Source organism: Virgibacillus dokdonensis (genome assembly GCF_900166595.1).
Taxonomy (GTDB): Bacteria; Bacillota; Bacilli; order Bacillales; family Amphibacillaceae; genus Virgibacillus; species Virgibacillus dokdonensis.
Genome location: NZ_LT745763.1, coordinates 3,582,487 through 3,595,475, shown reverse-complemented (window position 1 = coordinate 3,595,475; position 12,989 = coordinate 3,582,487). Strand labels below are relative to the sequence as shown.

Below are 12,989 nucleotides of genomic sequence, written 5' to 3'. Positions count from 1 at the left end.
AAAGGAAGGGAGGGAAAAAGATGAAGAAGCTCGAATTAAAATTTACGAACCAAGATGGTAAAACAGTCAATTATTCCATTGATCAGCCAGTGGAGCCAGTTGATACTGCAGCTGTTAACGCAGCTATGGATGAAATCTTGCAACAAAATGCTTTCACTTCTAGTGGAGGAGATTTAGTTGCTAAAAAAAGCGCAAGAATCGTGGAGAGAATTGTTGAAGAAGTAGATATGCAATAACAATTAGGTAAACGTATGCGACCAGTAGTCATCTGCTGGTCGTTTGCTTTACATTTCAAATTTACATGAAATAAACTATTGTTTTATTCTAAGGCGGGGTCTGGATATAAGATGGTATAAGAATCTCACTTTAAGAGTTGGAAGTGCAAGTGCTTGACAAGTCTCAGTGGCAAATAACATCATGTAAATCGCCGATGAATTTACGTAACAATCAGTGGGATAAGAGAAACTTGCTAGTAAGTGAAATTTAAATTTAATTCAGGCGAGTGTTGTGAAAAAAATGTATAAACTACACAGCTATCAATTTTTAGTAGTGGTTTTCCAGTATGAAAACGTGTGCTGTTAATAACAGGGTATGTATATTAACGAATATTTATTTAAAGTAGACAGATTTTAGGAGAAAGGAGGCATGGCATATGGATATGTGGATAGCATTTATAACCGAAGTTGGATTTCCGATGGCAGTGACCTTTTATCTGCTTCATCGTATAGAAGGCAAGTTGAATATTTTAATTGCCTCCATTTACGAATTGCCTAAAAAAATGAGCCAATAGTACTGCTTGCACGATAGAAAAGCAAAAGAGTTTAAGGCTTATCGTATCAACATGAACACTTTCGACTTAAATAATTGGCGATAAGCCAAGTTTTTCTACCATGCATGCAACAAACAAAGGGGGGTCAACAAGTTGACTTCGTAATTACAGATGGTTAATCGCACCAGTAAAAGTCCTTTCCTACTAAGGCATTGCCTCATATCGAAGCTCTCCTACATCATTTGATTCCACGTTTCGTTCATAACTATTTGTCTTTTTTAAGCCGTATTTCTTTCCCATTTCCCGGGAAATATCGACATATTTACAATACCTGTTATAAACAACTATTTATAAATGGAAGAAAAAGGATTAAATTTTTAAAAAAGTGAAGCGTGTTATGTTATAGGATTCTTGTTATAAGCGCTTCCTCATAAATGGTCCATGTAGTTTTCGCAAAGTTTGTGACGATATAGTGAATAGCATTATTGGAAAACAAAAAGATTATATTCAGTGCTGGATCGTGTGTCCATATACGATCATCATTTAGCTAGAAGAAGTGTTTTTTTTATTCTATGAATCATTGTTTGAACGAAGGGATTTATGGTTAACCAATATGAGTCATGCACAATACATAAAGGTATAGTAAAATGTGGAAGTTCATCGTATAATTTTCGACATCAATAATTGACAATAAGCAAGTTTTGCTAAACGCTTTAGAGTGGTTCTTTTAGAGGATCTTTCGCTCTATTAATAATAAGGGAAGACTTCTGGGTCATTCTACCTAATCGTTTTGGTTTGATTTCAACTTAACTACAAGTGTTATATAATATGTATAGGTAGCTGGTTAGGGGTGACATAATGAATACAGCAGAAGTTATTGAACGATTGCAACATCGAAAACCGACCATCCTAGGGAGGGAGCATTTTCGTGAATTTGCAGTTCTTATCCCATTGATTGCAGTAAATAATGAAACCCATCTGCTTTTTGAAGTTCGTTCGAAGCATATGCGGAGTCAACCAGGAGATGTTTGCTTTCCAGGTGGGCGGGTGGAACAAAGTGACAAAGATGAGTTGCATTGTGCCTTACGGGAAACATCGGAAGAATTGGGGATAGAGCAAACGCAAATTCGTAATGTAATTCCTTTAGACTATATTGTATCTGATTTTGGAAGGATTGTATTTCCTTTTACTGGGACTGTCGAGAATATAGAAACCATTAATCCTAACTCTGCAGAGGTGGCAGAAGTATTTTCGGTACCTTTACGTTTTTTCCTTGATACGAAACCAAAAGCTTATCAAGTGAGTTTTAAAGTGATACCGGAAGAGAATTTTCCTTATCATGATATTCAGGGGGGAAGAGATTACAATTGGAGCACACCGAAAATGGAGGAATTATTTTACTATTACGAGGATAGAGTGATTTGGGGTTTAACCGCAAAAATTATTGCTCATTTTGTAGCATTATTACAAGATGAAACATAGCTCTTAAATATAACGCGTTGCTTCGATTTGCGTGAGATCCTTCATTGACGAAAGAAATTTATTTTTAACTTTCTAGGATGGAGAAATGTGTAAATTTCAAGCATTTATAGTAGAAGTAAAACGATGGCGTTTTTCGTCATAAAAATTTGACGATAAGACACATGAGGCTGTAACGGGTGAAGAACCCACAAGAGGGAAAAATTATTTTATAGAATAGAGGGAATAAGGATGAGCCAAGCTCTAAAACTATCCGATTTAATCGACGAGATGGATATGCAATCTGATGATTCAAATGGATTTGTGAATAAGAAAACAGGGGAAATCGTATACATCATGAGAGAGTTTTTAAGTATGGCAGAAGATGGCGAAAAGGGTGATCATTTACCATCGTGGGAACAAAAACAGTTGAAATTGGCAGAAGATATTGTTTTTTCTTTTGAGAAATATCAAACCATTCCGAGTAAATATGATATGAATGAATACGACATTATGGAAGATTTTTGTCTAGCAGTAAAAAATGAGCGACATCAACAGCAATTGTTAACGGCGATACGAGGGAAGGGCGCTTTTCGTAGGTTTAAAGATAAAATAATCGCATTAGACCTAGAAGACGATTGGTATGACTATCATCATAACCGTTTAAAGGAAATCGCGATTGATTTTTGTCATAGGCATGAAATAAAATATGAAGATAAATAAGTATTGTAGATAAAATTATCTAGTAAGATTACCCCGAAAATGAAAGTCCATAAAAGATTTATAGTAGGTCATTATTTATGTTCTGGTTTTATCATTTTAATATCAATCTTCATGAAGACAACCAATGATGCTTGAAACCTAGGCATCATTGGTATATAAAATTTTATGGGTTAAACGACGGTGTTCAATCGACATAGCCAAGTTTTTCTAAAAGTAGCCTTTTAACCCTTTATTCCAAAGGAAAAAGCAGTTGTTTGATGATAGATTTCATTCGGCTCTAACATAATACTTGGTAAGTGTTTGTAGATAAGTGCAACTGGAGAACCCTGTGTTTCCAAACACACTCCTTGGTAACGAGAAAATGTTGTTTGTATTTGTTTATGTGATTCATGTAAATAGTTACCAGTGTATAAAATCATGCCAGGTTGATTGGTTGTAACGTGAAGTGTTCTGCCTGTTTTTTTATCGAGTAAGCATGCTTGCTTATCTTTTTCTTTCGCGAAACAAAAATAATGGTCATACCCATTACCGGCGATGCTGTTTTGTTCATGGTTGGCATTCATGCCTGTACATAATTGCTGGTAAGATTGAAAATTAAAAGCATGTGCGTTTGTAATAAAGCGCCCTGTTGGAATGAGGTCTTTGTTTAATTCCAAGCAAATATCGCTCTTCATTTTAGCATAATGCTGCTTCACTGTTTCGCCTTTACTTCCTCGCAAGTTGAAGTAGCTATGATTCGTTAAGGCGATAGGAGTAGCTTGATCCGTTGTCGCTTTATAATCTATCGTAAACGTATTTTCATTTGTCAAAATATAGCTGATCGTCACTTTCACATTGCCAGGATAACCATTATCTCCATCAGGACTATGGTGTGTCAAAATAGCACGAACATCCTTTTCTGTTTGCTCTGTAGTAACATGCCAGAGCACATGACTAAAGCCGTTTATACCACCGTGTAAATGATGATGCCCCTCATTTTTAGTAACAAAGTGCCTTTTTCCTTTCACTAAAAAGGAGGCATTTGCTATTCTGCCAGCAACTCTTCCGATTAAAGCTCCTAAATAAAATGGGTTGGCTTCATAATCTTGATAATGATTGTAGTGCAATACGACATTATCCAATTGTCCTTGTTTATCAGGTACGACAATTTCGGTGATGGCACCGCCATAATCGAGAAAGCTTATTTGCATATGATTATCGTTTATCAATGTTCGTAGCTTCCAATTCGTATGAACCGTTTTTTCTTTTATCTCCATTTGCTATTCACTCCATTATTGATTCAGCTCGTTTATAAATCGCTTGAAAGCTTGTATGCCAGTTTCTGTTTGTTTGAAAACGCCAGCATCTTCTAGTGCGCGAATAAACTTTTTCCCCACTTCAGCTTGTATAATTGTCTCTGCATGAAGCTCTAATTCAGCGTTGCTATAAGCGCGTTTTATTTCATGAGCCCAATCGCTGTGATAGCCGGCTAATTTATTTGGTTGATTATATAAAAAGCGCTTTAATTCACCTAACTCGGTTTCCAATCTCGCTGGCAAGACGGCAAGGCCCATCACTTCAATTAAACCAATATTTTCCTTTTTTATATGTTGCACATCTTTGTGAGGGTGGGAAATCCCAGTTGGATGTTCTTCTATTGTACGATTATTTCTTAAAACGAGATCCAATTCATACACATTCCCTCGCCATCTTGCTATTGGCGTTATCGTGTTATGGGGAATGTCATTTGTAACAGAAATGATTTCTGCAGCTTCGTCAGTATAGCTTTTCCACACGTCTAACACATACGCTGCACAGGAGATCAGTTCGTTTTTTTGCCTGCTTTGTAAACGGATGACAGATAACGGCCATTTTAAAATAGCTGCTTCAACTTGTGAAAAACCTTTTATCGAAAATGAACATATCGACTGGGTATGACTCATGGGAAATGTATGTCGGCCAGCTTGATAATGATCGTGACTTAAAATAGAGCCACCTACAATGGGAAGATCTGCGTTAGAACCTATAAAATAATGCGGGAATCTCTCCACAAATGCGAGCAACCTAGCAAATGTATGTTGGTCAATTTTCATCTCATGGTGTTCTTCAGACAACAGTATACTATGCTCATTGTAATAAACGTATGGGGAGTACTGTAAATACCAAACTTCGTCTAATAAAGGAATAGGAATGACGCGGTGGTTCGCTCTTGCTGGATAACCTGTCCGCCCGACATAACCTTCATTCTCTCTGCATAGAACACATTTGGGATAGCTGGTTGTATGTTTCCATTCACGTTCTCGTTTAATTTGTTCAGGATCTTTTTCAGGTTTGGACAAATTAATTGTTATTTCTATTTCTCCGTACGTTGACTGCGTGGTAAAATGGACATTCTTTTGTGTTCGTTTAACTTGAATATAATTACTATGCTTGCTTAATTGATAAAAATAGTCGGTGGCCGCTTGTGGCGATTCTGCATATTTCTTATAAAATGTATCGTGAATCGTTGAAGGCTTATCTAGAAAACAATTCATTATGTTCGCTGTTAAAATTTCTTTGTCATCAAAAACGTTTTCAATTATCTGCGCTTCGACAGCCCACGCTATCAATTGCTCTAATAAATCAGGAATCGTTTCATTTACCGTAAGCTGTTCATCCTGATTACATGGAATGTGGTAGGATTCGAGCTTTAATAGCGCCATTATTTGATTTCTTGCATAAACGGTGTCTAGCTGTTCGATTAAATTTTTTTGAACAGCCTGTTGGATAAGTTTGTTTATTAGTGTATCAATGTATCCCATGTCAACCTTCCTTTCCAAAGCGTAAAATATGCATGAAGCTGCTATTTGTTTGGTGCGATTTCCAATGAATTGGCACCATTAACGATAGATGCTGTATAGAAAGAAGCGTCGTAACCGATGGTTTGTCGATACGTGTTATTTACATTCGCTTTAAATGCGTCTATTTTTTCTTGAGCAACGATAGCTATAGCACAGCCGCCAAATCCAGCTCCAGTCATGCGAGCACCTAGCACACCATCCTGCTTCCATGCAGTGTGGACTATCGTATCCAGTTCTTTTCCCGTGACTTCATAATCTTCTTGCAATGATTGATGAGACAAATTCATAAGCTCTCCGAATGCGGATAAGTTGCCATTTTTTAGTTCTGTACTGGCTTGTAACGTACGAGCATTTTCCGATATAACATGTTTCGCTCGTTTTTGAATCGTAGGGGATGTAATGACATGCTTATAGGCGTGAAATTGTTGCAAGGAAACGTCACTTAAATGTTGAATAGGCAATACAGTTTGTAATGCGGTTAGCGCTTCTTGACATTCATTAAATCGTTCATTATATTTGGAGTCTGCTAATGTACGTTGCTTATTGGAATGGATGATAACGATCTCATATTCTTGCAAGTGAAGGGGGACATATTTAAAATCATTCGTTTTACAGTTTAATAGAATAGCGTGATCTTGTTTACCTAGCCCAATTGCAAATTGGTCCATGATACCACTATTTACTCCCATATACGCATTTTCAACTTGTTGCCCCAATTGAATGAAGGTAAGCTTATCGGCTTCGAAGTGAAACAGTTGTTGTAATAAAATCCCGGTTACTAATTCAATGGATGCAGAGGAAGAAAGACCTGCTTGGTTAGGGATATTCCCATAAAACATAATGTCAGCTCCGGTATGAATGGGGTAGTTGCTATTTTTTAACGCTTGAATCATACCTTTTGGATAGTTTGCCCACTGGTCTGCTTGTTGAAAGGAAAGGTCTTTTAAATCACATGCTATAATGCCTGATTCAGGGAAGTTCTCAGAGAAAAAGCGAAACTTTTGATCGGTTCTTTTAACACCAAGCGCATAGGTACCATAGGAAATAGCTGCAGGTAATACATACCCGCCATTGTAATCCGTGTGCTCGCCAATTAAATTAATTCTTCCAGGTGCAAAACAGATGGAAGATTCTGCTACATTGTTAAACGTATTTTTAAATGTCGTACGTAAATCGTTCATTTTTATAGGCCTCCTGTTGAATTTTGGTGATATAGTTTATTTATATAATTTAATTAAGTTAATTAAATTAATTAACTAACTAATATAAATGTACAACAAAACGATATGTTTGACAATAGGTCTGTATGTTTAAATAATAGAGTATTGTACCTTCACATTTTAAATTCAATATTTTCGGGGAATGCAGATGATGAAATGCGTTTTCATAAAGAATAATAGAAAATGGAATATAGAGGAGATGGCATAAAGTGAATCGTGTTTTTGAGAAAAAATGGATTGTGGTGGGCATTGCTATTTTTTGTTCCATCTTATGGGGCAGTGCTTTTCCTGTTTTGAAAGTAAGTTATGATGAGTTACAAATGGCAGCAGATGATACAATTGCTAAAATTGTGTTTGCAGGAATGCGCTTTTTACTAGCAGGTTTAATCATATTAATTGGTCTCTTCCTTGTAGATCGAAAGCGATTAATGGTAACGAAAAGGCAAATGCTGTTTTTGACGATATTTGGTATTATCCAAACAGGATTGCAATACTTCTTTTTTTATAACGGGTTAGCGAAAGTTTCTGGAATGCAAGGGGCGATCTTAGTCTCAAGCGGTACATTTTTTACCGTTATATTAGCTCACTTTTTCTATAGCAATGATCGGATGAATTGGAAAAAAGGTATTGGCTTAGCGGCTGGTTTTGCCGGAATTATTGTTGCTAATTGGGGGCAGGAGTTCCAGCTTAGCTTCCAATTTACAGGGGAGGGCTATATGATTTTAGCGGCATTAACAGGTGCCATTGGTACAATAATGGCAAAAGAGTTAGCCGTTGGTATTCATCCGTTTGCTATAACAGGATGGCAATTGTCAATTGGTGCTAGTCTGATGTTGATCTTTGGAGTACCACAGTTAGAAAGTGAAGCGATGACTTTCACGCCTTTAGGGTTTTGGTTGTTCGTATATTCTGCTGTATTGTCTGCGGCTGCCTTTGCTTTGTGGTACTCGATCTTAAAGTATAATAAAGCTGGCGAAATAAGCATGTTTAAATTTATTACTCCTGTATCTGGAGCCATTTTATCAGCTATCTTTATTCCAGCGGAGACATTAGATGTATATATTATTGGAGCTTTAGGGTTAGTGGCAATAGGAATTATTGCTGTCAATTATAAAGGGAAAAGTAGTGCTAAACAAAGGTTATCCAAATGATAGGCAATTGAAGTAGGGGTAGACTTTACCTTTGCAAAGCGTGTATAGGTTGTTAACATATCCGTCTGGCTTGGTGGTTTGCCAAGTCTCTTATAGGAAGGTATAAAGTTTTAAGGCTTATAGTAATAAGAAAAACCACAGTTTCCGCTAGAAAGATTTGGCGTTAAGCCAAATTTTTCTAACAGTATAGGAAAATATAATTTTATAAGGGCTATCGTATAAGAAACCGCCTCGTCTCGCATTAGGAGAACTACCATCTATTATGAAATATAGGTACAGAGCCCAAATGCGGTGTTCCATACGCTGCTAGGAAAACATCAGAAATATTTTCCAATAAGCCAAGCCTTTTTCATCTAACAATGGGAATGGTATAATAATTCACAGTAGATTCAAAAAGTCTGATATTTTTTTGCTCTATTAAAATAAAACGACGACGTTTTTCTAAAGAGATAAGTTGCACACAAATATTTTGCTATCATTTTGGAGGTTGCTATGCAACGAGGAACATTTCAGTTAATGAAATCAGTAAATAAATCAATTATTTTAAATAAAATTAGGACGTGCGAGCCGATTTCTAGGGCACAAATAGCTAAGGAAACAGAGCTGACTCCCCCTACAGTAAGTAGTATTGTTAAAGAATTACTAGAGCAAGGTATGGTTTATGAACAGAAAAAGGCCACCTCAATGGGTGGGAGAAGACCTACGATGCTTTATATTAATAAAACAGCCTACTATTTGGTAGGAGTGGATGCTGGTCCGGAGAAGATAAAGGCAATTGTTGCTGATTTGGGTGGTAGAATTTTAGGACGTATATCATATGTGTTAAACACTCCGATTACAGAGGCCTCCTTTCTAGATGTTATGAAACAGAGTATTAACGAGGTTGTACGTCATGCGAATGTGAAGATGGAAGAGGTTATGGGTATAGGTGTGGCGATGCATGGTGTTGTCGAGATCGCAACAGGCAGGGCTTTATATGCTCCTAATTTACAATTAACGGATATTCCGATAAAAGAAGCTTTAGAACAAGAGTTTCGTGTGACGGTAAAAGTGGAAAACGATGCGCGTGCAATGGCTCTAGGTGAAGCATGGTTTGGTGGTCATGGTGACTTAGGTAGTATGGTGACTGTTAATTTAGGGCGAGGCGTGGGCGCTGGGATTGTAACAGATGGAAAATTATTTCATGGTGCAAAAGATATTGCTGGAGAAATAGGTCATATGACGATCGACATTGACGGGGAAATTTGCGAGTGTGGAAATCGCGGTTGCTTGCAAACTTTTGCTACGGGTTCTGCAATTGCTATGCGTGCAGAGCGAAAATTAGCTGAACGAGGAGAAGTGCATTCTTTTAAACTCACTGCAGAGAGTGTATTCGAACTTGCAAAATCTGGAAATGCACTGTACCTAGATGTATTAGAAGAAACAGGCTTTGCTATAGGTGTTGGCTTAACCAATGTAATACATATTGTCAATCCAGGAAAAATTGTGTTAGGTGGAGGGGTTATGAAAAGTGAGGAATTCCTTTTACCTATTATTAAAAAGACAGTCAATAACAATGCATTGACAGAAGGTGCAAAAAATACAGAAGTGAAGGTAACGAAACTTGGGAAAGATGCTACTGTGTTGGGTGCTGTAGCGTTGCTTTTGGTGGAAATATTTGATTCTGTTTTAGGATAGGAAAACGACATGGCTTGTATGAAGAAAGCAACTTTTTTCATCGTGTTGCGCCATATTTACTCATGCTTGTATGATGTATATGTTGAAGATTGCTAATAATAGACAGGTTTAACTGCGCGAGGGCTGCGTATTTTTTACACGAAAGAAGGCATATATTTTTAAGTCTATAGTATAAGTAAATTGACGGCGTTTTTCACCATGATACTTGATGATAAGCTAAGTTTTTTTAAATAATCCCTAATAGATATGTACATCCCCTTTTACAATTGAAAAGGGGATGTCATGTAATAATAGGATAATTAGTCTTGGGGACTTTGTTGAAGAGAAAAACAGAGGATATTTTTTGAAAAATAAAAAATAAAGCAAGTCTATGGTAGTTAAGTCGAGCTTGCTTGTTTTAGCTGATAGATGTCTTTTTTATTCGTCCATACATCTTCTCGCAATACAGCAAAGTTTACATGCATGTTACTGATCTCTTTCTTCACATAACCAAATTCTTTTGCATTTTCTACACGCATTCCGTCTATTTCTGCTTTTAAATATTCTTGCCCAGAGAGAAGTGCAGTTAAGATATCTTTATGTTCATCAAGTATCTGTTCAATAGTTGTAATTCTTTGCCCTTGTTCATCCAGTTTTTGCTCAATAGTTGCGATTCTCTGCCCTTGCTCATCAAGTCTTTGTTCTTGCTGACTAAATCGTGATTCTAGATTAACGAAACGTTGCTCGAGGTTATCGAAGCGTGATTCCAGATTAACGAAACGTTGCTCGAGGTTATCGAAGCGCGATTCCAGATTATCAAATCTTTGCTCTAATGAATCAAAACGTGATTCTAGAGAACCAATTCGTTCCCCTTGTTCTTGTACGCTTGTAGATATTTGTTCCAGCATCGTAATGATCTTTTCTTCCATTTGCATGTATGTAGTCCCTCCTCTCTAAAATATAACACGATTATATCATATTGTGAGAAAGTTATAGAATAAAACAAGCGAATTATTCGTTAGTTCTTATTCACAAAGGATCTCAAAAAAATCACTAGGTAACAAAACTTTATCAATGATTTTTATTTGGTGATACAACCAGTGTTTTAAATATGTCATACATGAGTAAATCTTCTTTGGCTATTTTTAAACCAACATGCTGGATGTTTTCGAGTGTTTTACGATTAATATTAGCTCCTACAATATGAAGTCCAATTGGGTTTAAAATATCCATCAACTTACCAATCAATTTATGTTCACTTCGCATATGTTCAAGCATCAATATTTTACCAGTCGGCTTTGTGACTCTTTTCATTTCTTTCAAACCTTTAATTGGATCAGGTACGGAACAAAATACACAAGTGGTAATAACGGTATCAAATGTGTTATCAGGGAAAGCTAAATTTTGCGCGTCCATTTCCAGTAGTTCAAAGGTCCGACCAAGTTGATTTGCTTTTTCTTTGGCACGTTTTAACATGCCAGGACTGAAATCAATTCCTGTTACTTCAACGTGAGATGGATAGTATTCTAAGTTTTTACCAGTTCCGATGCCGATTCAAGTACTTTTCCCTCAGCTTGTTGAGTAACATCCTTTCGCCATGTTTCTTGAATCATATTATCCATGATATCAAAGACACCCGCTATACGATTATATCTTTTTCTAATCGTATTCGTCTGGTTATCATTCATGTGCAGAGCACTCCTTTCCTTCATTGTAACTTGTTTTAGGAACAGATGAAACTTGCAGGCTTATTTAGAATAGTAGATGAAATTATAAAGCTTTTGCCTTACAGGTAATAGTATAGAAAGTTATAAGCTAATGCTAAATCTTGGATATCTCCATCAGTCATTGCAAGGTGTAACATAATGCCTTTCATTGTATCTTAGGTTACCCTTTATAGGTGAAGAAAGTGTGAAGAAACTATGAGGAATTGGGGAAGACATAATACCAAGTATGCACATTTTAAACTGAGGGATAAAATGAGTAAACAAAAAATTGAAAAAGCGTTCGCTATTATGTGGCACAATTCGTGCATGAAAAAGGATACATTAGTCCGTTAGATTTATTAATAAAAATGGAAAGAATTACTCCGAAGCAAGTGGAAGATTGGAAGCGAAGCAGGGTTTCCTACCTAGAGCGAATGATACTTGGTAGCCTATCCAAACTGCAATTTATCTTGTAAACGTTAAAAAGTTGCTCGAGAACAGGAAATAAAGCCTTCTGAAACTATATATAAATCTTGGGACCAAAAAAGCATTTACGATTTTCAAAGTCAGGAAATCCGTATGCGGAAAGGCTATATGCAACGCATTATGTAAAAAAATAGATTTGTATCTGTATTATACTAGCGGCAACTATGTACATTTCATTCGTATAAAAGCCTTTACATTATTTAAAGTTTATTTTATACTAAAATTAACAACTGGTTATAACCACATGGGGAGGAGGGCATTTAAAGTATTGGAAAAAAGTAGTAAGGTACCTTTATATTTACAACTTATGGACGAAATCATTCAGAAAATCGAACAAGAAACATATGAAGAACATGATAAATTACCTTCTGAGCGCGAACTGTGTGATATGTATAAATTAAGCAGGATTACGGTTAGACAGGCGCTGCAAGAGTTAGAAAGAGAAGGTTATATTTATAAGTTACATGGAAAAGGAACATTTGTATCGGCTAGCTCCATTGAACAAAATTTAGTCAAACTGTACAGCTTTACAGAAGAAATGAAAAAAGTGGGAAAGACGCCGATGACCAAGGTTTTATCCTTTAAAGAGATAGCGATTGATACTAGAATTGCAAATAAAATGGGGTTAGAACCGTTGGATGAAGTATTCGAGGTAATACGTTTACGACTTGCAGATGAACAACCACTTATGTATGAAATTTCCTATTTACCAAAGAAACTGTTTCCACATTTAACAAAAGCAAAATTGATGGAAAAGCCCATGTATGATATTTTTTCACATGATTATCAGGTCCATGTTACGAGAGCAATTGAACGTTTTTCAGCAACCCAAATACGGGAAACAGAAGCTGGTTATTTAAATGCTCCAACCCAGCAACCAGCCATGTTAATTAAACGATTTGCCTATCACCACGAGCAACTAATTGAGTATACCATTAGCGTAGCACGAGGAGATAAATTTGATTATACAGTAGAACTAACGTAAAAAACCTCTATTGAGT

Annotated in this window: 14 protein-coding genes; 8 read left to right on the top strand and 6 right to left on the bottom strand. The window is 36.4% G+C overall.

The window, feature by feature from the left end; all coding sequences use genetic code 11:
* Positions 1–20 precede the first annotated feature (20 nt).
* The 4 genes from B2C77_RS18275 (at position 21) to B2C77_RS18260 (ending at position 2,950) form a co-directional block, all read left to right on the top strand.
* Positions 21–236, top strand: a complete 216-nt coding sequence (locus B2C77_RS18275) for a DUF2922 domain-containing protein (RefSeq protein ID WP_077706337.1) — start codon at positions 21–23, stop codon at positions 234–236.
* Between the two features lie 416 nt (positions 237–652).
* Positions 653–790, top strand: coding sequence for a YvrJ family protein (locus B2C77_RS18270; RefSeq protein WP_077706336.1), 138 nt, complete (start codon positions 653–655; stop codon positions 788–790).
* Positions 791–1,627: 837 nt separating this feature from the next.
* Positions 1,628–2,251 carry an NUDIX hydrolase gene (locus B2C77_RS18265; protein WP_077706335.1) on the top strand — a complete coding sequence of 208 codons (624 nt, stop codon included), beginning with the start codon at positions 1,628–1,630 and terminating at the stop codon, positions 2,249–2,251.
* Between the two features lie 228 nt (positions 2,252–2,479).
* Complete coding sequence (locus B2C77_RS18260; protein ID WP_077706334.1) at positions 2,480–2,950, top strand: UPF0158 family protein; 471 nt, start codon at positions 2,480–2,482, stop codon at positions 2,948–2,950.
* A gap of 221 nt (positions 2,951–3,171) precedes the next feature.
* Here B2C77_RS18260 and B2C77_RS18255 read toward each other — a convergent pair whose 3' ends face one another.
* Genes B2C77_RS18255 through B2C77_RS18245 form a run of 3 tightly spaced genes read right to left on the bottom strand, consistent with a single transcriptional unit; the run spans position 3,172 to position 6,950 of the window.
* Complete coding sequence (locus B2C77_RS18255; RefSeq protein ID WP_077706333.1) at positions 3,172–4,206, bottom strand: aldose epimerase family protein; 1,035 nt, start codon at positions 4,204–4,206, stop codon at positions 3,172–3,174.
* Positions 4,207–4,221: 15 nt separating this feature from the next.
* The gene (galT, locus tag B2C77_RS18250; RefSeq protein ID WP_077706332.1) at positions 4,222–5,730 is read right to left on the bottom strand and encodes a UDP-glucose--hexose-1-phosphate uridylyltransferase; all 1,509 of its coding nucleotides are present in this window, start codon (positions 5,728–5,730) and stop codon (positions 4,222–4,224) included.
* Positions 5,731–5,771: 41 nt separating this feature from the next.
* A complete protein-coding gene (locus B2C77_RS18245) occupies positions 5,772–6,950 on the bottom strand; it encodes a galactokinase (RefSeq protein WP_077706331.1) in 1,179 nt (392 codons plus the stop codon).
* Between the two features lie 248 nt (positions 6,951–7,198).
* Between B2C77_RS18245 and B2C77_RS18240 the strand changes: the two genes are divergently transcribed.
* Positions 7,199–8,140, top strand: a complete 942-nt coding sequence (locus B2C77_RS18240; protein ID WP_077706330.1) for a DMT family transporter — start codon at positions 7,199–7,201, stop codon at positions 8,138–8,140.
* A 492-nt stretch (positions 8,141–8,632) separates the two neighbouring features.
* Entirely contained in the window at positions 8,633–9,817 is a 1,185-nt protein-coding gene (locus B2C77_RS18235) for an ROK family transcriptional regulator (protein WP_077706329.1), read from the top strand.
* A gap of 377 nt (positions 9,818–10,194) precedes the next feature.
* On the opposite strand, the gene B2C77_RS18230 is transcribed toward B2C77_RS18235, so the two are convergent.
* The 3 genes from B2C77_RS18230 to B2C77_RS22185 form a co-directional block, all read right to left on the bottom strand.
* Positions 10,195–10,731 (bottom strand): coiled-coil domain-containing protein, encoded by a 537-nt coding sequence (locus tag B2C77_RS18230; RefSeq protein ID WP_077706328.1) that lies wholly within the window; start codon positions 10,729–10,731, stop codon positions 10,195–10,197.
* Positions 10,732–10,867: 136 nt separating this feature from the next.
* Positions 10,868–11,290, bottom strand: coding sequence for a class I SAM-dependent methyltransferase (locus tag B2C77_RS18225; protein ID WP_254844055.1), 423 nt, complete (start codon positions 11,288–11,290; stop codon positions 10,868–10,870).
* 32 nt (positions 11,291–11,322) lie between these two features.
* Positions 11,323–11,484, bottom strand: coding sequence for a hypothetical protein (locus B2C77_RS22185; RefSeq protein WP_254843999.1), 162 nt, complete (start codon positions 11,482–11,484; stop codon positions 11,323–11,325).
* Positions 11,485–11,813: 329 nt separating this feature from the next.
* On the opposite strand from B2C77_RS22185, the gene B2C77_RS21795 reads away from it, so the two are divergent.
* Positions 11,814–11,978, top strand: a complete 165-nt coding sequence (locus B2C77_RS21795; RefSeq protein ID WP_176087368.1) for a hypothetical protein — start codon at positions 11,814–11,816, stop codon at positions 11,976–11,978.
* 278 nt (positions 11,979–12,256) lie between these two features.
* A complete protein-coding gene (locus B2C77_RS18220) occupies positions 12,257–12,973 on the top strand; it encodes a GntR family transcriptional regulator (RefSeq protein WP_237342792.1) in 717 nt (238 codons plus the stop codon).
* Positions 12,974–12,989 lie beyond the last annotated feature (16 nt).